The 23,146-nt window shown below is 42.8% G+C and carries 21 protein-coding genes and 1 riboswitch; of the genes, 9 read left to right on the top strand and 12 right to left on the bottom strand.

What is annotated here, in order from left to right; genetic code table 11:
- Positions 1 to 133 precede the first annotated feature (133 nt).
- Together FHS45_RS12870 and FHS45_RS12865 are read left to right on the top strand one after the other, a co-directional pair.
- A complete protein-coding gene (locus FHS45_RS12870) occupies positions 134 to 1,744 on the top strand; it encodes an ABC transporter permease (protein ID WP_148350192.1) in 1,611 nt (536 codons plus the stop codon).
- A 1-nt stretch (position 1,745) separates the two neighbouring features.
- Positions 1,746 to 2,465, top strand: a complete 720-nt coding sequence (locus FHS45_RS12865) for an ABC transporter ATP-binding protein (protein ID WP_062442731.1) — start codon at positions 1,746 to 1,748, stop codon at positions 2,463 to 2,465.
- A 70-nt stretch (positions 2,466 to 2,535) separates the two neighbouring features.
- On the opposite strand, the gene FHS45_RS12860 is transcribed toward FHS45_RS12865, so the two are convergent.
- From FHS45_RS12860 to FHS45_RS12850, 3 genes are read right to left on the bottom strand one after another with little or no spacing between them, the layout of a single operon-like run.
- Positions 2,536 to 3,048, bottom strand: a complete 513-nt coding sequence (locus FHS45_RS12860; RefSeq protein ID WP_062442734.1) for an acyl-CoA thioesterase — start codon at positions 3,046 to 3,048, stop codon at positions 2,536 to 2,538.
- A 14-nt stretch (positions 3,049 to 3,062) separates the two neighbouring features.
- Entirely contained in the window at positions 3,063 to 4,418 is a 1,356-nt protein-coding gene (locus FHS45_RS12855) for a sensor histidine kinase (protein WP_062442737.1), read from the bottom strand.
- Entirely contained in the window at positions 4,415 to 5,110 is a 696-nt protein-coding gene (locus FHS45_RS12850) for a response regulator transcription factor (RefSeq protein ID WP_062442741.1), read from the bottom strand. Before FHS45_RS12850 ends, FHS45_RS12855 begins: the two co-directional genes overlap by 4 nt.
- Positions 5,111 to 5,293: 183 nt before the next feature.
- Here FHS45_RS12850 and FHS45_RS12845 point away from each other — a divergent pair, with 183 nt between their 5' ends.
- The gene (locus FHS45_RS12845; protein WP_062442745.1) at positions 5,294 to 6,439 is read left to right on the top strand and encodes a S1C family serine protease; all 1,146 of its coding nucleotides are present in this window, start codon (positions 5,294 to 5,296) and stop codon (positions 6,437 to 6,439) included.
- A gap of 586 nt (positions 6,440 to 7,025) precedes the next feature.
- Here FHS45_RS12845 and cls read toward each other — a convergent pair.
- The 5 genes from cls to megL form a co-directional block, all read right to left on the bottom strand.
- Positions 7,026 to 8,477: a cardiolipin synthase gene (gene cls, locus FHS45_RS12840; protein WP_062442748.1), complete on the bottom strand. Its 1,452-nt coding sequence runs from the start codon at positions 8,475 to 8,477 to the stop codon at positions 7,026 to 7,028.
- Between the two features lie 138 nt (positions 8,478 to 8,615).
- Positions 8,616 to 9,158, bottom strand: a complete 543-nt coding sequence (locus FHS45_RS12835) for a transcription repressor NadR (protein WP_062442751.1) — start codon at positions 9,156 to 9,158, stop codon at positions 8,616 to 8,618.
- 76 nt (positions 9,159 to 9,234) lie between these two features.
- Positions 9,235 to 10,050: a PRD domain-containing protein gene (locus tag FHS45_RS12830; RefSeq protein ID WP_062442754.1), complete on the bottom strand. Its 816-nt coding sequence runs from the start codon at positions 10,048 to 10,050 to the stop codon at positions 9,235 to 9,237.
- 28 nt (positions 10,051 to 10,078) lie between these two features.
- Positions 10,079 to 10,573: a PTS sugar transporter subunit IIA gene (locus FHS45_RS12825; protein ID WP_062442758.1), complete on the bottom strand. Its 495-nt coding sequence runs from the start codon at positions 10,571 to 10,573 to the stop codon at positions 10,079 to 10,081.
- Between the two features lie 423 nt (positions 10,574 to 10,996).
- Positions 10,997 to 12,205, bottom strand: a complete 1,209-nt coding sequence (gene megL / locus FHS45_RS12820) for a methionine gamma-lyase (RefSeq protein WP_062442761.1) — start codon at positions 12,203 to 12,205, stop codon at positions 10,997 to 10,999.
- 169 nt (positions 12,206 to 12,374) lie between these two features.
- Here megL and FHS45_RS12815 point away from each other — a divergent pair, with 169 nt between their 5' ends.
- The 3 genes from FHS45_RS12815 (at position 12,375) to FHS45_RS12805 (ending at position 15,617) form a co-directional block, all read left to right on the top strand.
- A complete protein-coding gene (locus FHS45_RS12815; protein ID WP_062442764.1) occupies positions 12,375 to 13,952 on the top strand; it encodes an FAD-dependent oxidoreductase in 1,578 nt (525 codons plus the stop codon).
- 316 nt (positions 13,953 to 14,268) lie between these two features.
- Positions 14,269 to 15,168, top strand: coding sequence for an EamA family transporter RarD (gene rarD, locus FHS45_RS12810; protein ID WP_062442767.1), 900 nt, complete (start codon positions 14,269 to 14,271; stop codon positions 15,166 to 15,168).
- 71 nt (positions 15,169 to 15,239) lie between these two features.
- Positions 15,240 to 15,617, top strand: a complete 378-nt coding sequence (locus FHS45_RS12805; RefSeq protein WP_062442770.1) for a PH domain-containing protein — start codon at positions 15,240 to 15,242, stop codon at positions 15,615 to 15,617.
- A gap of 28 nt (positions 15,618 to 15,645) precedes the next feature.
- Here FHS45_RS12805 and FHS45_RS12800 read toward each other — a convergent pair whose 3' ends face one another.
- The 3 genes from FHS45_RS12800 to FHS45_RS12790 all read right to left on the bottom strand — a co-directional run bounded on the left by FHS45_RS12800 (position 15,646) and on the right by FHS45_RS12790 (position 17,846).
- Entirely contained in the window at positions 15,646 to 16,098 is a 453-nt protein-coding gene (locus FHS45_RS12800; protein WP_229717913.1) for a hypothetical protein, read from the bottom strand.
- A gap of 145 nt (positions 16,099 to 16,243) precedes the next feature.
- Entirely contained in the window at positions 16,244 to 17,464 is a 1,221-nt protein-coding gene (locus FHS45_RS12795; protein WP_062442773.1) for an NAD(P)/FAD-dependent oxidoreductase, read from the bottom strand.
- Between the two features lie 184 nt (positions 17,465 to 17,648).
- A complete protein-coding gene (locus tag FHS45_RS12790; protein ID WP_062442776.1) occupies positions 17,649 to 17,846 on the bottom strand; it encodes a DUF2188 domain-containing protein in 198 nt (65 codons plus the stop codon).
- A gap of 474 nt (positions 17,847 to 18,320) precedes the next feature.
- Between FHS45_RS12790 and FHS45_RS12785 the strand changes: the two genes are divergently transcribed.
- The 3 genes from FHS45_RS12785 to FHS45_RS12775 all read left to right on the top strand — a co-directional run bounded on the left by FHS45_RS12785 (position 18,321) and on the right by FHS45_RS12775 (position 21,623).
- Positions 18,321 to 18,488, top strand: coding sequence for a hypothetical protein (locus FHS45_RS12785; RefSeq protein ID WP_157620152.1), 168 nt, complete (start codon positions 18,321 to 18,323; stop codon positions 18,486 to 18,488).
- 97 nt (positions 18,489 to 18,585) lie between these two features.
- A riboswitch (SAM riboswitch) is annotated at positions 18,586 to 18,694 on the top strand.
- 133 nt (positions 18,695 to 18,827) lie between these two features.
- The gene (locus FHS45_RS12780) at positions 18,828 to 20,537 is read left to right on the top strand and encodes an O-acetylhomoserine aminocarboxypropyltransferase/cysteine synthase family protein (protein ID WP_062442779.1); all 1,710 of its coding nucleotides are present in this window, start codon (positions 18,828 to 18,830) and stop codon (positions 20,535 to 20,537) included.
- Between the two features lie 78 nt (positions 20,538 to 20,615).
- Entirely contained in the window at positions 20,616 to 21,623 is a 1,008-nt protein-coding gene (locus tag FHS45_RS12775; RefSeq protein ID WP_062442783.1) for a homoserine dehydrogenase, read from the top strand.
- A gap of 35 nt (positions 21,624 to 21,658) precedes the next feature.
- Here the strand turns inward: FHS45_RS12775 and FHS45_RS12770 are convergent, their stop codons facing one another.
- Positions 21,659 to 23,080 (bottom strand): polysaccharide deacetylase family protein, encoded by a 1,422-nt coding sequence (locus FHS45_RS12770; protein ID WP_166761414.1) that lies wholly within the window; start codon positions 23,078 to 23,080, stop codon positions 21,659 to 21,661.
- Positions 23,081 to 23,146 lie beyond the last annotated feature (66 nt).

Raw genomic sequence — 23,146 nt, 5'->3', positions numbered from 1 at the left:
TTAAAAGTGAAAATGATACATAAACCAATGTATAAAAGTTAATTATGGGTGTTGGTTTATGTTCCAAAGTCTTAATGTCGTCGCTTAGAAGGAAGTGTCCCAGTTGAAGTTTTACCGAAAGCTCCCAGGTTATATGAATATATGGACAGTATTGAGCATGGTCATCGTCCTTCTAATTTTGATGCCCAACCTTAAGATTCTGATCAACTTTTTCACACAAACAACTGATAATTGGGAGCATATCAAAGAACACATCTTACCATTACTTTTAAAAAATACTTCTATCATCATCGTGGCTACTGGAGTTTTAACGATTCTGATCGGAACCAGCCTGGCATGGCTGATTTCTGCATATGATTTTCCGTTGAAGGTTTTTTTCAAATGGGGACTAATCCTGCCTTTGGCGATCCCTCCCTATATTGCAGCTTATACGTATAATGGAATTTTAAATTATACTGGTGTCATTCAGACGACATTACGCAATGACTATGGTATCCGAGTGGATCAAAAATACTTCGACATCATGAATATTCCTGGTTCCATTTTCATTTTCACTTTATTTTTATTTCCCTATGTCTACACGATTACCCGGGCCTTTTTAGCAAATCAATCTTCTTCCCTGATTGAAAACGCAAGGCTACTTGGCAGGAATGCTTTTGAGATTTTCTTTCGGGTGGTCCTCCCGATTTCCCGCGGGGCCATCATTGGTGGAGCAAGCTTGGTGCTCCTCGAAGTGTTGAATGACTATGGGGTCGTCAAATACTTCGGCGTCCCGACTTTCAGCACAGCGATTTTTCAAACATGGTTCAGCATGGGGGACTTGAATGCAGCTATTAAACTCTCAGCTACCCTGATGTTTATTGTTTTTACTATATTAATCTTTGAAAAAGTGTTACGAGGCCGGAAAAAATACAGTTATACGACAGCGAAAGTGAAGCCGCTTACACCTATGAAACTCACCGGGTGGAAAGCCTGGACAGTGTTTGGCTATAGTCTTCTTATATTCAGCCTGGGCTTTTTTATTCCTTTCATCCAGCTCCTGGATTGGATGTTCCTGACTTTTGAGAAAATAGCCAGTCCTGTGTTCACTCAATTAATCATGAATTCATTATTAGTCGCCTTTACCGGTGCTTTCATGATTGTCATCTTTGCTGTCATCATTGCTAACTTTACCAGGATGCATAAAAGCTGGCTTTCTAAGTCGGCATCACGAATCACCATCCTCGGTTACTCGATTCCCGGTGCTGTCATAGCCGTCGGTATCAGTTCTGTATTCATTGATATCGACAACCTTTTGTTCACGTTTTACGAATCTTTCGGGATGGAAGCCAGCCTATTTTTAAGCACGAGCCTGTTTATGCTAATATCAGCTTATATTATCCGTTTTTTGGCAGTAGGCTATAACTCTATTGAATCGGGTTTTGACAAAGTAGGCAATAAATTCACAGAAGCTTCCCGAATGCTGGGAATGGGCATGACGAAAACGTTTTTCAAAGTGGATGTCCGCCTCATCAAAGGGGCGATATTCAGCGGATTCATCCTGGCATTCATCGATATTCTTAAAGAGCTGCCGCTCACCTTAATTTTAAGGCCGTTCAATTTTGACACGTTATCAACAAAAGCATTCCAATATGCCAGCGATGAGCAAATCCATGAAGCATCCTTGGCATCGATCATTATTATTGTCATCAGTGGTATTGCGATTTATCTTTTCCATCAAGTACTCGAAAAGGAGCCGAAGTGATATGTACATTCAAATCAAAGACTTATGCTTCTCTTATACAAACCAAGGGGATAAAACTATTGATAACTTCTGCCTTGAGATTGAACAAGGAGAAATCATCTCTATTCTTGGGGAAAGTGGAAGCGGGAAGAGTACCGTATTACGTCTTCTGAGCGGGTTGGAGACACCCACAAAAGGTACCATTTCCATCGGCGGAAAAATCGTAACCGATGACCGTACCTTTATTCTTCCGGAAAAGCGCGGAATTGGAATGGTATTCCAGGACTATGCGCTATTTCCACATATGACGGTTGCAGAAAATATCCAGTTCGGTCTCAAAGGGTATTCCCGCAGTGAAAAGAAAAAGCGTATCGATGAAGTACTTGAGCTTGTCAATATGGAAAATTTTAAGAAGCGCTATCCACATGAATTGAGCGGCGGCCAGCAGCAGCGGATTGCTCTTGCGCGGGCACTCGCTCCAGAGCCTTCCCTATTATTATTGGATGAACCTTTCAGTAACCTGGATGCTGACTTGCAAATCAAGATCCGGGAAGAATTGAAGCAAATCATCAAAAAAACAGGCATTACTTCTATTTTTGTGACACATGACCGGGAGGACTCCCGTGCAATTGCTGACCGGATTATTACGATGCGCGATGGTTCGGCACACGAATGGGAATCATTATGCACCGTAAGAAATACTTCCAATACGTACGATTACGAAATGGAAATCATGTCGTAAAGCCTAGCCCGTTAATAAACGAAAAAAGCCAGATGCAGCTAACGCGGCATCTGGCTTTTTCACTATATCCCTATTTCCAAGGAAAATCTGTTCCGAATTCTTTTGCCAGTTGTTTTGATTCTTTACTGCGTTCCTTCCTTTGTTCATGCCGTGCCGGTGCCCCGGAATGCAGCAATTTTTCTTCATCGGATTCCGGCTTCACAGGAGGGACAGGTGTTGGCCGGTTATTCTCATCTACCGCAACCATCGAGACAAAAGCGGTCGTACATACTTTTCGCTCTCCTGTCAGCAGGTTTTCCGTAATAGCTTTGACAAATACCTCCATCGAAGTCTTATGCGTCCAAGTCACATAGCTGACGAGACATATGGTATCCCCTTCAAAAACCGGTGCCAAAAAGTCGATGGAATCAATCGACGCAGTAACGACAGGTTTTCGGCAGTGGCGGGTGGCAGAAATAGCCGCCACGTCATCAATGTATGCCATTAATTTGCCTCCGAATAACGTTCCATGGCTATTCGTATCTGGTGGCAGGACATGAGAATTCTTTACTGTCAATGAATCAATGCATGCTTTAGTTTCCATATCTGATCTCTCCTTCATTGCTCGTTACGGTTGGACCGTTGTTTCGGCAATATTATTCTAAAAGTTGCACCTGTTGATCCTTCATTGTTACGTGCAATAATTTTCCCGCCACTCCGCTCGATAATCGCTCTCGAAATGGCTAATCCTAAACCAGTTTCTCCTTCTTTTCCTTTGATGAAGCGTTCAAAAAGCTGAGGAAGGATTTCCTCAGGGATGCCAGTACCATCATCCTGGACTTCAATAATAATTTCATCTGCAGATTGCGTGGTTACAATAGTTACGGAAGAAGTAGCATGTCGAATAGCGTTTGCAATGATATTAATGAACGCCTGCATCACTTTTTCCGGGTCAATAGATAAATAATAAGAGTCCTTTTGATTGTGGACGAGCTCTACCCCTTTTTCCCTGGCGAGCGGAAAAAGACCTTCCGTCGCCTGTTCCACTAACTCATGAACATCGACTTCTTCCGGGTGATACACGTTCTCGTCACTATCTAGTTTTGCCAATAAAATCATTTCATTAACAATTTTCTTCAATCTTTCTGTTTCTTTTATCATAACGTTTAATCCTTTATCCGCTGCCTCCCCTTCAAACACCCCGTCCCGAATACCTTCTGCGTAGCCCTGTATGGACATTAACGGTGTCTTCAATTCATGGGAAGCATTTTGAAAAAACTGTTTTTGAGTGCGGATATAATTTTCTAATTCAGCTGCCATGGTCCGGATACTTTGCTCCACTTCTTCGATTTCCCCACTCGCTTTCACTGGCTGCAGCTCCTGAAATTTACGGTGTTCTATTTTTTTCAGTTCTTTCTTCAACCGGATCAGCGGTGTCACCAGACGCCGGTTAAGCATATGACTGATAGCTATCGCGAGCAGAAGCCCAATGAACAATACATAAATCATCCGCCAGGCGAACATCGTCTGCACCGCCTGTAAATCTTTAAGCGGAGTGGCCAAAACTAAAATGACGCCATCCGCCTGCGGTGTAAAAGCAATATCATAAACGACAAAGTCCTGCCCCTGACTTTCCCAAAGATCCTCTTCATGTAGTTGTTCATCGTATTGGCTGGCCCAAAGAGTGGCAGTTTCAAACGGCAAACTGGAAAACAAAATTTCCCTTTGTCCACGGTCGAACATCAATACCCTCAAATCACTATCTCGAAGCAGCTGTGATAACTGATTCACCTTCACCGGACTGTCTTCTTCGTTCAATAAATCGATCAAAAGTTCTCCTTTATCTTCCAGTTGACGTTTTTCATCTTCAATCAACATATTGAGAATCAATGAATATAAAATAATCGCAGTTATCGACATAACGATGATGATCAGAACAGCGAATGCAGTATTCAATTGATGCAAAAGCTTCATGATTCGATTCCATCTTTTCTAAGACGGTAGCCGTAGCCCCATACGGTTTCCAGTGGAAAGTCGGCTAGCTTTTTTCTTAGCCGTTTCACCAGGTCATCCACAGCACGGTCACTGCCAAAGTAATCTTCTCCCCAGATTTGCACCAGCAGTTCTTCTCTGGAAAAAGCACGGTTCGGATGCTGAGCGAGCAACTTTAACATATCGAACTCCTTAGCAGTCACTTCTACTTCTGCCCCTCCCCAAACAGCCCGTCGTTCTGCCATGTACAAGGACAATTCTCCGACTTCAAGTGTCTCATTGGCCGCTGTGGCAGTATTCGTATTCATTGCTTCCCATCTGGTCAACTGCCGTTTAACCCTCGCGACAAGCTCTCGAGGACTGAATGGCTTTGTCAGATAATCATCGCCCCCCAGTTCCAAGCCTAAAATCCTGTCCACTTCCTCATCTTTAGCTGAAATGATGATAATAGGAACCTGGGAATCCTTACGTACTTGTTTACAGAATTCATAGCCGTCCATTCCGGGCAGCATGATATCAAGAACCCATAAATCCGGAGGAGCCTGCTGGAACAATTCCCAGGCCGCTTCTGCAGATTCCATCTCGGCTACGTGATAACCTTCTTTCTCTAAATAAGCTTTGACAATATCGCGAATGTTCGGATCGTCTTCCACAATACCAATGGTTTGTTTCATGGAAAAGCCTCCTTCTCCATCTAAGTCTGCTTTTATTCTCCCACAATTCCATAATTGATGTTCCATTTCCTTTTTATTTTACACATTTATTCCACATTTTCTCCAATCTCGTGCCATAACTCAAGCGTAGACTAAGAATTGTTCAGTAAACAGATAAACTATTTTCAAAGGAGATCTGCCTATATGGATACAGAACAACAAAGGCAAAGGCGCGCCAAAAAACGTGCTTATTTTGCTTATGTCGTTTTTGGAGCAATAGCAGCTATATTCCTTGTGACTACTGTATTTCAATGGAAAGGAATCTCTATTCAAATCAATACGGAGGAACCGACAGCACAAGCCGATGAACTGCAGATCGGCGAAGATAAAGAGCCGGTTACTCAGGCGGTTGAAAAAGCCGGAGGCGCAGTCGTCGGTATCTCAAACATTAAACAAAGCAACCCTGTATCTCAAAATTCCGGTACAGGCTCAGGGGTCATCTATAAAAAAGAACAAGGTAACGCCTATATCGTCACTAATCATCACGTAGTTGAAAATGCGGAACAACTGGAAGTGATATTGAATGACGGTACGAAAATCAAAGCAGAATTAGAAGGAAGTGACCCGTTGACTGACCTTGCCGTTTTGAAAATAGATGATAAGCATGTCAAACAGGTTGCCAAGTTAGGTGACGCAAAAGACGTAGAAGTAGGGCAGACAGCCATCGCCATTGGTAACCCGCTTGGAATGGAATTCGCTGGTTCAGCCACGAAAGGTATTGTCAGTGGATTGAACCGTAACATTCCGGTAGATATGAATAAAGATGGTCAGGCCGACTGGCAGACAGAAGTAATCCAAACGGATGCAGCCATCAACCCTGGGAACAGCGGCGGTGCACTGATCAACCTTCAAGGTGATGTCATTGGAATCAACACGATGAAAATCGCTCAGAACGAAGTGGAAGGTTTAGGTTTTTCTATCCCGATGGATGTAGCCAAACCAGTCATTAAAGACTTGGAAAACAATGGTGAAGTGAAACGACCTTATATGGGCGTATCCTTACAGGACATCAAACAAATACCTGCTAATATCCTGACCGAGCAATTGAACCTCCCAGCAGATATTCAGCATGGTGTTATTGTAGGAGGCATCGAGCCAGGGTCACCAGCGGATAAAGCCGGACTTAAAAAGAGCGATGTTATTACAGAGATTGAGGGTAATAAAATAGAGTCACTGGTCAATTTACGTCAATTCCTATATAAAGAGACAGAGGAAGGCAAGGAAGTAGAATTGACGTTCTACCGGAATGGCGAGAAGATCAAATCTGATTTACAGTTGTCTTCCCAATAGAACAGTATGAAACAACCTCCCCACAAACGATATAAAAAAGAACCTGTACCTTTTCCAGCAGCAAAAGGCACAGGTTCTTTTTGTATTTTCCTAAACACTAAAGTCGAAGACTTGATTTCGAGGTATTTATTGGGCGTTTAGGGGCGTTGGGGAAGGATTCGCTTTCCTGCGGGGGACCTGGCAAGCTTCCTCGGGCTATGCCCTGCGGGATCTCGCCTAGAACCCTTCTCCCGCGGGAGTCTCACCCTTCCCCCACGCCCCTTGCCATAAAAGATACTCGAAATCGTGTATGGGAAATCCATTTCTACTTTGTGAAGAAAATACTGTTACTATGCTAAATTGCTCGTATTTTCTATTCCAAAAACATGCTATTTGAAGAAGTTTCGAGACGCTAACAAACGTATGGTGGCGGGGAAAACGGTGAGACTCCTGTGGGATGCACATGAGCGGTGAGATCCCGCAAGGCGAAGCCTGAGGAAGCTCACCACATGCCCACGGAAAGCGATCCGTTTTCCCAGCCACCATAATTGCTATCTAAAGTCTCGAAACTAGGTCTTCAGCAAAAGGGAGCTTAGTTGTAAATTAATCAAAGGATTGGTGATAATAATCTTGCGATGGCTTCTTTGAAACGTATCCATTTTGACCTGCTCTTATAAAGACGTAGAGTCAATTGGGTGGAATCTACGATATCGTCCAGGAAAGAATCAGATAACTCCTTGGCGACATCCGGGTGGTAAAGGAATGCATTCACTTCAAAATTGAGACGAAAACTGCGAACATCAATATTTGCTGTACCAACAGAAGCAATCTTACCATCTACCACAATCGACTTGGCATGCAGGAAACCCTTTTGATAAATATAGATTTTCGCGCCGGCTTCCAGCAAATCCCCGACATTAGAATAAGTCGCCCAATAAACAAAAGGATGATCCGGCATTTTTGGAATCATGACTCTGACATCGACTCCGGACAGCGTGGCAATCCGTACAGCATCCAACAGGCTGTCATCAGGAATGAAATAAGGAGTTTGAATGTAAATAGATTCCTTTGCCGAAAGGATCATTTTGATATAACCATGCTTGATTTGTTCCCATTCCGAATCAGGCCCGCTGGAAACAATTTGCATGGCGACATCCCCTTTTTCCTCGGCTTGATAATAGCGGTCCTCATACCCGATATCCCTACTGGAAGCGTGATTCCAGTCAAGGATGAATCGCGTCTGCATATTATGCACAGCACCGCCTTCAACACGCAAATGGGTATCCCGCCAATAACCAAACCTCTGATTGTAACCGAGGTATTCATCACCGACATTAAAACCGCCAATATAACCGATTTTCCCATCAATGATTGCAAGCTTACGATGGTTCCGATAATTGATTTTCATATTCAACTTAGGAATTAGAGCAGGAAAAAATGCTTCCATTTCCCCGCCTGCTTTTTTTATCCGTTTGATGTATTTCCTGCTCAATGTCCTTGAGCCCATATCATCATATAATACTCTTACTTTGACGCCTTCCTCTATCTTCTTAATAAGTAATTCTGATAGCCTTTGGCCAAGCTGATCATCCCGCCATATATAATAAAGCAAATGGACATGATCGGTTGCACTTTCTATGTCTTCCAATAGGGCATGAAATTTCTCTTGCCCATCGGTGAATATTTCCACCTTATTATCTTTGGTTAATAAGGCATCATTATTTTTGAGGTGCAAATAAAAGAGGTCTTCAAACTCTTCTAATTCGGGATGGTCCAGTTTTAATGTATCCTCTTCAATGGAACGAAGCTGGTCCTGAACGGCTGTCAAAAGCCCTAAACGATTCTTTTTATCCCAAGTAAATATCTCTTTTTTGCTCAACCTTCTGCCAAAAATCAAATAAAGCAAGAATCCACCGACAGGAATGAAGAGCAGTACCATCAGCCATGCCCATGTAGCACTGGCATCCCGTCTTTCCAAGAAGATGATGGCGAAGGCAAGGAATACGTTGATAATAATAACAATTGTAAATAAATAAGGGCCTACTTCAAAAATTGGCATTCACCTTCACCCTTTCTTCCTAACTGCCTGAATAAAATATAGCATATTTCCGTGCTGTACAGTAAAATCAAAGGAAGAGATATTACCCTCTAATGGTATATCTCTTCCCTTATCCTATTCTTATGAATGCGTTTTGCTTCAAGATTTTAATAAGATGCCCTCTCTCTGCAATGCTTCTAATGCTTCATCCAATGCTTCCTCGCTGTCTGCAGCGATCGTATGAAGATGAATGCCATCGGTAAGCTCTGAAAGAAAAGAGGCTTCGGTCTCCTTGATATTTTCCAGGAACTTTTGGACATCACGACGATTCCAAATCAATACAGATGCTGTCAAATCGCCATATACAGGATGTTCAACTGTTACATCTTTTATAAAAACGCCATGATCCACTAAAATCGTCAGTTCCTTCTCTGTCTCCTGCGGGGTGTGTTTGACGGCTATTGTCCGTTCAATAGGAGGACTATCGGCCTTATCCGTCATATAAATATACCCTTGGCTTGTTGCTACAATCGGTTCACCCTTTGCTTTCAACAAGGATATATCACCGACGATTACCTGGCGGGATACCTTCACTTTATCGGCTAATTCACGGCCGGTTATGGGATCTTCCCTGTTCTTCAACATGAACAGAACCTCTTCCCGCCGCTCGGAAGCTGTTGATTTCCTTTGCTCCTTCGCCATGCCTATCTTCCTTTCCTGTCGGTATATTATGTTCTCATTTTACCATAAACATACGACAGCATAGGAATGACAACTCTCACGCTTTGGCTGCCCGGTGAATATGAAGGGTAAGATACCCAACTTCAGCAGAAGGAAAGTGAATATAGTATTCATCGGATAGGTAAGCCGCTATATCTACCGCGCACTGGTATGCTGTTTGATATTTATTTTGAATCATCACTAACATGTCTTTATCAACAACCTGACGTTCTTCCCGCCGTCCTATCGCCCGGTTCAAGTGAGTGACTAAATGCTGATAGGCCACATTCTCCCTGGACAGGTAACTCTTGTAAGCTCGTTCAATGATAGCAATTAAATCTCGAATAATAGCAGCTTTTTTTACAGATTGGTCATTGTTACAATCAGAGGCTCTCCCTCCATGGATAAAAACAGCTATATGGCCAGCTTCCTTTTCTGGAAGCTCCCGATTAAAGCGCTCTTTAATGAGTCTGACTGCTCGAAGCCCCACCTGATACTCCTTAGCATAAAGAATATCTATCTCTTCAATTAAACCATTCTGGATGGTCACATGTTTTGGGGGATCGGCTAATAAAAATGTCAGATGATCAGCCAGCTCCATGTGCAATGATTCACTTAAATCAGTTTGAAGAAAGTCTTCGGCATGCGTAATGATATCTTCCGTCAACCGAATTACTTCTTCTGATACCAGTTGAAAAAATTCTTCATACCGGCTGACATCGCCATCCATACTAATTACTGTTTCAATCGCTCCCGAGCTAAGGTAATCTCCCCTTTTCTTTTCATGAGCTATGTCCTGCCCCAGAACCATATTATTCTGTTGGTTATCTGCGGCAATAACAATATTCTCATTGAGTATACGTTCAATCCTCACTCCGTCATCTCCCTCTCCAGATAGCCTGCTACTTCAGCTGAATCATAATAATTTCGGTTTCTCCGCGAATAGCATTATCCATCGTATGCTGTTCCATATTTGCAGCGACATCATTATAGTTTGTAATAATAATTGGCGTTATCGTACTTTTTGCTTTTTCCTTTACAAGATTCATATCAAACGTAATTAATTTATCACCGGTTTTCACTTTATCCCCTGCTTTCACATGGCCCTCGAATCCCTCTCCTTCCATACTCACTGTTTCTAATCCAATATGAACAAGGACTTCAACACCGGATTTCGTTTTGATCCCTACCGCATGGTTCGTATGGAACAACTGGACGATTTCTCCATCTACCGGACTAACGACTTCTCCATTGACTGGTTCAATCGCTACTCCTTCTCCCATCATTCGTTCGGCAAAAACAGGATCAGGTACTTCATTCAGATCGACTACTTTTCCTTCTAATGGAGCATAAATTTTTAATTCACCAGTACTCTTTTTAAATAAATTTTTTAACATAACTTTCACCCTTTCCTAAATTAAATAGTTAGACGCTGAATTACAAAATCGCGGTCTTAGCCTGGAAATAAACATAACAACTGCTTATTTATATTTCTTCTATATACCCTTAACTACGATTAATCATTCATCAATAATTTGATCTAAATAATTTAATAATTATGTCCTCCTCAATTTGTAAACTAATGGTACAAACAAGTGATTGGTGTTGTAGGCGAATTGGGCTATGGAAAAAGTGTCATGGTTGGTGCTGATTATTCTATCGATCAACTTTATGGGGAAAGGGGTTAAGGATGCCCTGAATCCAAAATAATTTCGTTAATATAAAAAGCAGGAACCGTTCGGCCGGCTCCTGCTTTTCACTTTGTTGAATCATAGTAGTTTTAATGATGGGAGAACGATTACCTCTCCTTCTGTAAAACACTAATTTTTTATCCCTTCTTTTGCAGCTGGCAATTTGCTTAGCGCCTTCTCCAAATCATCCCAGATATCTTCCCATGCTTCTAAGCCGACAGACAGCCGGATCATTTGATCAGTAATCCCCATTTTTAACCTTTCTGCTTCTGGTACGACCGCATGTGTCATCGTTGCCGGATGCTGGATCAGGCTTTCTGCATCGCCAAGACTGACCGCTATTTGAATGAACGATAAATTATTCAATAACTGCTGGGCATCTTCCTTGGTTCCTTCGATTTCAAACGCAATGATGCCTCCGCCCTGCTTCATTTGTTTTTCTTTAATCGAATAATCCGGGTGCTGAACATCATCTGGATAATAGACACGTTTGATATCAGTGTGCTTTTCCATTTCTTTAAATATTTTAGCAGCGTTATAGGAATGGCGGTCCATTCTCACCGGGAGCGTCTTTAAACCTCTGAGCAGGAGCCAGGCATCAAATGGCGATATAACCCCGCCAATATCTTTTTGCGTCGTCATTGCCACCTCACTTAAAAACTCCTTTTTCGCGACGACAAGTCCGGCGATGACATCTCCATGCCCACAGATGTATTTCGTCGCACTGTGGATGACGATATCACATCCCAGCTCGAGCGGACGCTGCAGATACGGAGTCGAGAACGTATTATCGACAACGACTGGTATGTCATATTCTTTTGCTACACGCGCAATCATTTCTAAATCCAAAAGACGCATCGTCGGGTTGATTGGCGTTTCAATGTAGATGCAGCTGGTATTAGGCTGAATCAGCTCACGTACCTCTTCTTCTGTTTCCATCTGACTGAAATCACTCGTGATATTGTATTTTTCATTCATCATACGCAGTAATCCGAATGTGCACCCGTACAATCCTTGGGAGCAAAGGATATGGTCACCTGTTTTCGTCAGCGCTACAAGTACCGCAGAGACGGCAGCCATCCCGGAACCAAATGCAAGTCCCATATCCCCTCCTTCCAGCTCCGCTATTTTTTCTTCCAAAGCACGTACTGTCGGATTTCCTAACCGCGAATATATATAGCCTTCCTCTTCACCTGCAAACCGTCTTTCCCCTTGTTCCGCAGAGTCGAAAGTGAATGTAGACGTTTGGAAAATCGGTGTGGATAGACTTCCTAAATGTTGTTTCGAGTCATACCCCGCATGAATGACGGAGGTTTCAAAACGTTTGGATTTGTTCATTCTAACTTCTCCCCTTTTTCAAAAATCTCCCTCTTTCCTTATGATATGTGAAAACCCCTTATTTTGAAAGCGTTTTCAAGTAAGTATTTGTTTTCTATCGTTCCTTTTCACATGAAAAATAAACAGTTGGTAAACCTAAATAGAAATGAAATCATTAGGAGGATTTCTTATGAAAGAAATGAGAAAATGGGAACAACCTGAACCAATATGGCGGAAAGATATAAAAATAAAGCAGTTCGCCTCTCTTAAAGAGAATACGACTGCTGAGACAGTGATCGTAGGCGGTGGAATTACCGGTATCACTACCGCTTACCTGCTGGCTAAAGAAGGGCAGGACGTCGTTCTTCTTGAGGCTGATGAGCTGCTGAATGGGACGACCGGACATACGACCGCTAAGGTTACCGCCCAGCATGGCCTGATTTATCATGAGCTGTTGCAGCACTTTGGTAAAGAAGGTGCCCAGGCTTATTTCAAAGCTAATGATGATGCTCTTCGTTTCATCCGGGGTACGGTGGAACAAAACCAGATTGATTGCAACCTCCATAACGAAGATGCCTGTATTTATTCGACAACAGACCAATACACAAGAAAACTAGAAAACGAATATAATGCTTATCAAAAACTCGGAATTCCTTGTGAATATACCAATGACGTTCCTTATGATACAGATGTCCAAAAAGCTCTTTATATGAAAGATCAATCGCACTTCCACCCCTTAAAGTACTTGAGCTTTTTGCTGGATGAATTCATAAAGCTTGGCGGCCGTGTGTATGAACAAACAGTAGCTGTCGATGTCGAAAATGATCCGGAATTACGGGTCGTTACTAAGAATGGTAACCGTATCTCTTGTGATCATATCGTTTCCTGTTCTCACTTCCCTTTTTATGACGGGACTGGTTTTTATTTTGCACGTATGTATGCAGAACGTTCTTATGTGGTAGCCATCGAGCCTGAACAGGAATTTGCAGGCGGGATGTATTTATCGGTCGACCAGCCTGTACGCTCCGTCCGCAAGGCACATTATAAGGGGAAAAATGTATTATTAATTGGCGGAGAAAGCCATCGTACCGGCGAGGGAGTCGATACGGACTTCCATTACCGTGCGCTTGAAGAGTTTGCAGCCGAGACCTTTGGAATTAAAGAAAAACTGTTCCAATGGTCAGCACAAGACCTTTATACCTTAGATAAAGTGCCATACATTGGCCAAATCACCCGGAACAAAGAAAATATTTATATAGCTACTGGTTATAAAAAATGGGGAATGACTTCAGGAACCGCTGCAGCATTGATGTTGCGGGATCAGTTAACGGGTAAGAAAAATCCTTATGCACATTTATTCAGTCCATCCCGTTTCCAGGCTGACCCAAGTTTGAAGAAATTCTTTTCGAATAACCTCACCGTAGCCAGTCATCTTCTCGAAGGTAAAGCAGAGCGTGTAGGCTTTAGCCATGAAGCACTGAAAAAAGGGGAAGGCGGAGTAATACAATATAACGACCAGCGTGCAGGTGCCTATAAGGATGAAGATGGCCAGGTCTACCTAGTCGATACCAAATGTACCCATATGGGATGTGAAGTGGAATGGAATAGCGGCGAGCATAGCTGGGACTGCCCATGTCACGGTTCCCGCTTCTCCATCGAAGGAGAAGTAATGGAAGGTCCTGCTAAACAACCATTGAAGCGCATAGCCATGGAAAAAGATGATCAGGCAAACGAGCATCCGGAAAAAGACATGCCAGAGCCAGTGTAAGAGCAGCAAGCCAGAACCCTGTGTTGAAACAGGGTTCTGGCTTTTGTTTTGTGGACGTATTAGAGACAAAACACACGTAAAATAGACAATGCCTGACTTAAGAGAGACAGAATCGAAATTATGAGTGACAAATTTGAAGAAAAGAGAGATGTTAGGAAGTATTTGAGAGACACTATGGTGAATTTATGAGAATTTTTTCAAGTATATGAGCATCCTCTTACCCGGTACTCATCCCATAAAAACCCTATTGCTTTACCATGATAAATTACCTTATAGTGGAAAGATAATGAGAAGCTTGCAAAGGGGATAGGAAGAATTGGATAATAATAAATTAGGAGTTATCTATACAGGCGGGGCTTACGTGTTGTGGGGATTCCTTCCGATATACTGGAAGCTGGTGCAAGAGGTGTCCCCTATTGCGATTCTCGGCCATCGTATTGTCTGGTCTTTCGTATTTATGATCGGGGTTATCTTGATATTAAGAAAATGGAAAGTTTTTCAATCAGAAATTAAAAGAACATGGAAAAACAAAAAAAGCGCTCTCGGTATCACATTCGCTTCCATTGCCATCAGCATCAATTGGCTGACATACATATGGGCTGTAAACAACGATCATGTGGTGGAAGCCAGTCTGGGGTATTATATCAACCCTCTGGTGAGTATTTTACTTGGTATGATTTTTTTCAAGGAAACTTTCAACCGGCCGCAATGGCTGGCATTTATACTGGCAGCTGCCGGTGTAGCTTATATGACCTTCAACTTTGGTTCTGTGCCATGGCTCGCATTGATGCTGGCGTTCAGTTTCGGGATTTATGGTCTTTTGAAAAAGACAGTCGATCTAAATGCCATGTTCGGTTTGACAATTGAAACATTGATCATGACACCGATTGCTGCCATCTACTTGCTGAGCCTGCCGCAAGAAAATTGGGCGAACATCGAATGGCTGTCCGTCACATCGTTATTATTATTCGGAGCCGGTGTGGCCACAGCCATTCCACTGCTGTTATTTGCTGCCGGGGCAAAACGGATTCCGTTATCCATGGTTGGCTTTTTGCAATATATTGCCCCTACCATCATGCTGGTCATTGGTGTATTTCTATACAAGGAGCCATTTACACACGTTCATCTGGTGTCATTTTTATTCATCTGGTCGGGTTTATTAATTTATACGTATGCCAGAGTGAAACGACTGCGGCGATATGACCAGGCCGCCTAGGCCCACTGGTTAAAGGCAACACTTCACTTATGGTATGATGAAGATAAGAACCGAGGAAAGGTGGAATAAGAATGGGTCTATTAGATGGATTGATGGGGAACGCCTCTGAGGTTGATTTGAAAGATGTAGAAAAACAACTAGAAAAAGTCATTACTTCAAACGAACGGATTGAAAAGGCATATAGAATCCTTCGTGATATGATGATTTTCACTGATAAACGAATGATCATGGTAGATAAACAGGGGATGACCGGTAAGAAAATCGAGTTTCACTCTGTACCTTATAAGTCGATCACCCACTTCAGCGTGGAAACCGCCGGAACGTTTGATTTGGATGCTGAACTGAAAATCTGGCTTTCTGGTGCATCAGAACCGATCTATAAGCAGTTCCGCAAAGATAAAAGTATTTATGATATCCAGCGGGCGATTGCTGAATATGTCACCCAGTAAAAAGCACAGGATGGCTCCTGTGCTTTTTCTATGGCTGCTCGGACTCGACAACTTCATCTAAGATGGGATAAGCCTTCTCTACCCCTTTTTCAGCTACAAGACATGCGACACCGAGCGGGGTGTGCCAGAAGGAATCAGGAATCTGCGGTGTTTTTAAACCAGCTGGCTTGAACAATGCCCGGTACACCCGCTGGACATGCTCCTGGGTCAACTGCCTGTCCTCTACCCGTTCTCCCCGGGCAATCAAGAAAATATATCGCATCGATTGGAACAGATTATCTCCAGGCATGAATGTGTACTCCTTAAATAACTTCAATTGCTTTTCGACATCCTCTTTCAATCCATTCCTGGCCTGTAAATCATCCAGATGAGCGAGTAAATGACTGTACACTTGTTGAAATACACGCCGTTTTTCTTCCTGCATGACTTGATCTGTATAGATCTCCTGTAATTTTTCGTAAGCTCCTGCCTTTGTCCACAAAGTTGACCTTCCTCCCCTTCGCTATGTTACTGCCTATCTTCATTTTAACATTATTTCCAGCTAAAAGAAGGACCACCCTCCAAGTGATCCTTCCATTTATTCTTAATATCGTTCCGTGGTTTCCAACAAGATATTAAAGTAAAGCTTATACCCCTTTCATCAGGCTTTCTGCTTCTTGTTTAACCGCCTTCCATAATAAAGGACTGTCTTTTGTATGATGTTCCAGCAGCTCCGGTAAATGCGGAGTTAATTTGTTCCATACAATAGGATTGGCGGCTATTGTATTAATAAATGTCCTTTCTTTTTCTGACCATGGACGAACAGATTGTATGTAATCAAGTGTCAATTGATAGGCGGGCATTAACTGCATGTCCCGCTGCTGCTGGAATCGCTCCATCGATTGTTTCCAGTCTGCTCCCTTACTGTATTGGTCAATCGCTTCCGCAAGCAGAAAAGATTGCAGGAAAGCATCATTTATACCAAGACCAGTGCTCGGATCCTTGCTATGTGCCGCATCCCCGATCAATGCCCAGCCTTTTCCATAGGGCGTCCGAAAAAAGTTCTCCACTCCGGCACCGCCTGTTATTCTTCCTTGAAGCTTCGCTTGCTTCAACCTTATATCCATGCGGTAAAACTGGCTATAATAATGTTCAAACATTGGTTGAGGGTTTCTAGTAAAATCTTTGAATTCTTCCGGGTGAATTTCTAACCCGAGACAATCCCTCCCTGGCTCCATCGGAAACAAAAAGCCAATCCTGCCATCCTGGAGAAAAATTTCGGTGGCAGGCTCCTCCAATGGATGTACACCTTCATAATATCCATAAAACACCGGTCTAAGGGCAGGTAAATCGTTATACTTTTCCGCTTGAACCCATTCGGCTACTCGGGAACGCATTCCATCTGCTCCCACGACAAGCTCCCCGTAAATTTTACTCCGTTCGCCATTGTTATGTACAACATCTACTCCAAAAACCCGGTCTGAGTCCCAGACTAGTCCGTCCACTCGTGTTTTTTCCAACACTTCTATCTGAGGGTATTCAAGCGCGTGCTTAAGTAATGTATAGTCTAAAAAATCCCGTCTCGGAGCCATGGTATATGACTGGCGGGGTCCTTCCATCAAGCTGTCTCCAATATAAGTCCGCATTCTTGTGATTTTTCTCAGTCCACCTTTTTCAATCTCCTCCAGCACACCTAATTGTTTTAAATAATTCAGGTGTGAAAGGTGGTGTGTAGACAGCGTATCACTCGGAAATGCTGCTTTATCAATCAGCAGCACCTTTTTACCTTGCCGGCCTAATAAAATTCCGAGGCTTGCTCCGGCCGCTCTTGCCCCCACAATAATGACATCATAATCTGCTCGCTTCATGTAATCCCGCCTTTACCGATTTTCTCTTACTTAAGGTTAGCCGATTACACGAAACCCGCCAAGGAAAAATCCTGATTATAAGAGATAATTAACCAAACCGCCCCAGAAAAGAAATATACATAAATAAAGCCCAGAGCCAAATAGAGACTCTGAGCTTGTTTACATGTATGAAGTAACTTGATTGTTAAAAGGTTCTTTCTTCAATTACTTCTTTATTTTCATCCTGGATCGATACTTTGCTTGGTTTATTTTCTTTTGCCAGCTCTTCCGCTTTTTCAATGGCTACTGATTTTTCATCATATAAATCTGTCGGAGCTATATCCTCAATTTTTACAAACCAGCCTGTTACATCTTTGTTAGGTTCTACGCTATATTTTTTCATGTCATCCACTCCTCTATCTTTTGTTCTTGATACTCCTGTTCCCACTAACCTATGTAACAAAACATCGCCCGCTCTATAAAACGCCATTCAGCCTTTCTTGGTCGAAAAACGTTCTAAATTTAATTTTACGAGATTGTTATTGTTAATTTTCTAAAAGGAACTATTCAATTAAAGGGCCGAATAGTCGAAGACTTGATTTCGAGATATCTACGGTTCTTTACCATAAAAGTGTCAGGGGCGGCTGGGAGAAAAGAACCTCTGTTTAGATGAAACTATCTTCTACAATCAATGGTTACAAGCACGTTTTTAAAAGTAACTCTCCTTTTGGTTGAAGGCCTGCATATGGAGGTTTCCGTTTCTCTCATAAAAGTAAGGAGGTCCGGGAAATTGCGAGACTCCTCGAAAATGCTACGCATTTTCTTCGTGCGGTGTCTATTCAAGAAGCTTATTCAAAGTCCAATGGGAGGATAGTACATGGTGAGATCCCGCAGGGCGTTAAGCCCAAGGAAGCTCACCGTACGCCCATGGAAAGCGAGTGATTTCCCGGACCTTCTTGCACTCAACACCGTAACGGAAGCAGTTTCTCTCGAAACTGAGTCTTCAATTAAAGGGAGCTTTAATATTAAATCAGCACTAAGATAACAGATAACCTTTCCTAAAAATAAAAAATTGTTTGACTTTAAATTTGTAATCATCTAGAATACGTAGCAAGCATAAATATTGCATTAACCAATCGAATCTCTTATCGAGAGCGGCGGAGGGACTAGGCCCGACGATGCCCGGCAACCATCAAGCATTGCTTGAAAAGGTGCTAATTCCTACAGATCTGTGGATCTGAAAGATAAGAGGAGGACCGTATATACGCCCTCTTCTTAGGAAGAGGGCTTTTTGTTTTCCCTTCAAAAATCTTTCCCCACTTATTCTGCGTGGAATCCCTTGCTACCTAAATCGATCTTTTACAATTTTTAAGGAGGAATATTAATGACTCTACCATTCAATCAATACAACCCGGAAACATTATTATTGCACGGAGGACAGGAAGCCGATCCTTCGACCGGATCCCGTGCTGTTCCAATCTATCAAACTACTTCCTATGTATTCCGGGATACGGAGCACGCTAAAAACCTGTTTGGTCTTGCTGAGCCAGGAAACATTTATTCCCGGATAATGAACCCGACTGTCGATGCTTTCGAGCAACGAATTGCTTTGCTGGAAGATGGTGCTGCTGCAGTAGCTACTTCTTCCGGAATGGCTGCCATTACGTTAGCTATTCTGAATATCGCTTCTGCCGGTGATGAAATTGTTGCGTCCACCAACTTGTATGGTGGGACGTATAATTTATTCACTCATACTTTGCCGCGTTATGGTATTACAGTTAATTTCGTAGACAGTACTGACCCGGAAAATATCAAAGAAGCTATTACGCCAAATACGAAAGCTGTTTTTTCTGAAATCATTGGAAACCCAAGTTTGAATGTGCTGGATATTGAAGCAGTGGCAGATGTCGCTCACGAAAATGGCATTCCACTCATTATCGACAACACATTTGCTACTCCATATATTTGCAAACCAATAACTTGGGGAGCAGATATCGTCGTTCACTCGGCTACTAAATGGATTGGAGGTCATGGCACCACCATCGGCGGCGTAGTAGTAGACAGTGGCCGGTTCAATTGGACAAACGGGAAGTTCCCAGGCTTCACGGAACCTGATGAAAGTTACAACGGACTTCGTTATGCCTATGATGTCGGTCCATTGGCTTTCGCCATCAAATTGCGTGTCCAGCTGCTTAGAGATATCGGTGCTTGCCTAAGCCCACAAAACGCATTCCTATTATTACAAGGTCTGGAAACTCTCCACCTTCGCATCAAGCAGCACACACAAAACGCGCGTGAAGTAGCACAACATCTAGTGGAACATGATGGAGTCGAATGGGTGAACTATCCTGGTCTGGAAAGCCACCCAACCCATCACCTGGCCAAAAAGTACTTGAACCATGGTGCAGGTTCTATTGTCGTATTTGGTATCAAGGGCGGACGAGAAGCCGGCCGGAAAGTAATTGATAACATTAACTTGTGGTCACATGTTGCCAATGTCGGCGATGCCAAGTCATTGATCATCCACCCTGCTTCTACGACACACCAGCAGCTAAGCGCCCAGGACCTTGAGAAAACAGGTGTAACCGAAGAATTGATACGTTTATCCATCGGTCTGGAATCTACCATCGACCTGCTTGCTGAACTGGATCAGGCAATTGAATTAGCAACAGGAGCGGAAACGCCTGCTCCCAAGAATGCAGAAGATACTGTCCAATCTGTTCTCGGTTCCTCGCTGGACCGCGAAAATGGAGATTTGAGAAGACGTGTGATTGTCACGACAGGAGAACTTTCTGAGACAGGTAAATCAGAAATCAAGAAATTGGAACGTCTAGGCTTCCAAGTGAAAGATATATCAGAAAAAGATGAGCTGCTCGATACTAAAGTCGATATTATTTACAGTGAGTCTGCCACTGAAATTAGAAATAACCGTGAGGAAGTTACTCAACTGGCTCCTGCATTGGTTTGGGTGAAAGAGAATGAAGACGTCACTTTAGAAGAAGGACCAGAAACGATTACCGGGGAGAGTTTATACGAACGTGCCGTCACATTACGACAAGCGACGGATCACTCCGATGTAGCCCTTACGCTATAAGGCACTTATCAAACGTTCGTATTTTCAAAAACAGCCGGGGAATCAGCACCCCGGCTGCTGATATTAAGGAGGATAACTATGCAAAAAATCAAAGCCGCACTGCTGGGATATGGCACTGTCGGCCAGGGAATACAGGAAGTGATTCATCAGTATCAAGAGCGGTTCCGCCTCCTCCTGGGTAAGGAAGTAGAAATTGCTGCTGTTCTTGTCCAAAACCCTGCAAAACAAAGAGATTTGCCGGAAAACGTTCTTGTTACAACTGATTTTGAAGAAATCATAACTCTTCCTGATTTGAATGTGGTACTCGAAGCGATTGTTGGTGAGGAACCAGCGCTCACCTATTTAAGAAGATCGCTGAATAAGGGCATCCATGTCATTACAGCGAATAAAATGATGTTTGCGAGGCATGCCAGAGAATTGCTTGAAACAGCCCGGGAAAACAAGGTGCATATCGGATTTGAGGCAACTACTGCAGGCGGGACACCAATCATCCGCACAATCGATCAGCTGCTTCAGGTGAATCGAGTCGAAAAAGTAGAAGCAATCCTTAATGGCACTAGCAACTACATTTTGACAGCAATGAATGACCGTTTTATCGACTTTGATACTGCTTTAACGGAAGCCCAGGAAAAAGGTTATGCCGAGGCTGACCCTACTCATGATATTGATGGCACAGATGCTTTCAATAAATTAATGATTCTCAGCCAGCTGATTTACGGTGAGCAGCCCGACTGGCTGAACGTAAGAAAAACGGGGATCAATAGTCTGACAGAGGCGGATATTCAGCATGCAAAACAAGAAAATAAGAAGTATAAGCATATTGGGGTCATTAAAAAAGAGGGCAATACCATTATAGCGGAAGTATCCCCGGTATTACTCTCTTCTACCCACCCGTTACATCATATCGACGGTGTCGATAATGCACTTGCCATCACCAGTGATATCGTAGGCACGATTACGCTGACTGGACCAGGCGCAGGAAAGCTGCCAACAGCCAGCGCCATGGTAGAAGATTTAGTACAAATTTTTCAGAAGGAGCATGCGGAATTCTACGAAAAAATCTCTGAAAAACACGCCGCAGTATAACAAAGAGCAGCAAGCTTCAGGCTTGCTGCTCTTTGTTATGGGCGCCATGATGACAAAGTTGGTTGTCCTGTTATTTCAGGTTGTTTTTCCTGCAACAGCTGACTTACCGTTACCAGCTGAAACCCTTCCTCGGTCAGACGCTTGATCAGTGGTTCAATCACTTCTAGCATATTAGGAGAGACCTCCTGCAAAGAAATAATTGCTCCGTCTTCCGCGTGCTTCATCACTTCGTTAATAATCGCCTTTTCTTCTGATAACCGCCAAATTTCTATGTCATGACTACTCTCGATCACAGGAAGTTCAGTAATTTTTTGGATTTCCCGATTTCCACGATTATAAGGAGCCTTAATAACACTTGGCTGGTGTCCGGTCAATTCCTCTACTTTATCAGCAGTCCTCTGGAGCTGTTCTTCGATAGCAGCGTCACTCAGTCGGCCCCATTGACGATGATTCCATGAATGGTTACCAATTTCATGTCCTGCAGAAGCAGCTTGGCTGATCAGTTCGGGATAATAAGTGAGCCTTTTTCCTAATACAAAAAACGTAGCTTTTGCTTCATAGTTATCTAGTACTTCCAAAATTCGTTCTGTAATGGAATGATGGGGTCCATCATCAAAGGTTAAAGCAATCTGCTTCTTTTGTTCATTCATCAGCACCTGGTCGGTCGCCACAGGGGCACCTTCCGCTTTAACATTCAGCTTTTTAACTGGAACCTCTGTACGATACTTTTTCAATGCGGACAAATACTTATCCTTCATCAGGCCTTCGAGTTTATTTAATGGTACGGTCACTTCAACTGGTTCATCCGAGTTTTCCTCAGCTGAAATTGGATAATAAAAATTCATGCCATTATTGTCAAGTGAAAATAAATCAAAATTAGCTTCATCGGGTGAAGTGGTTTGTTTTACCCATGCTTCATCAAAGGTAGATCCCAGGTTTTCATGGGCAAGCAGCTGATCAGACACATATTCTGACAGCTTATCTACATAATCACTATCACTTTTAAATAATCTATCCAGTTTCAAGCGCTTCCCATTACCCACATCAAAATTAAGGACCGATATACCAAGCGTTGGTTGCTCGCCCCCTAAATCAACCACCTCAGCAAATGAAATGCTGACAATCTCTTCTGAGGTATGAAGAATATCATAATCAATGTTGAGTTCGTGCGGCGTATCGCCCTTTTTCTCTTGAATCAACTGGTAACTGTCCTGCTTGAATTTAGCAATGCTCTTTTTTACGTAATCCATGATCACTTGATTCAACTGATCGCTGGAAGTCTGAGGATAGTGGACGGCTAACCGGTAGTCATCATATTCTTCAATGATTGACTCTATCGATATATTCAGTTTTATTTCTTTTTCCTTATCGGAGGATTTGGCTTGTTTTTCCCCTGTACTTGCCTGTGAAAAAGAGCAGGCAGTCATTAAAACAAGCATGATTAAAAATACTGTCATTTGTTTCATAGTCAAGTTACCCTTCTATTCGTTAATAGTGAGCAACCTTATTGTAACATGTTTGTA

The sequence above is a fragment of the Thalassobacillus devorans genome (assembly GCF_011761345.1).
Classification (GTDB): domain Bacteria; phylum Bacillota; class Bacilli; order Bacillales; family Halobacillaceae; genus Thalassobacillus; species Thalassobacillus devorans.
The sequence above is the reverse complement of the archived record's forward strand: the minus strand, read 5'-3'. Positions and strand labels throughout refer to the sequence as shown.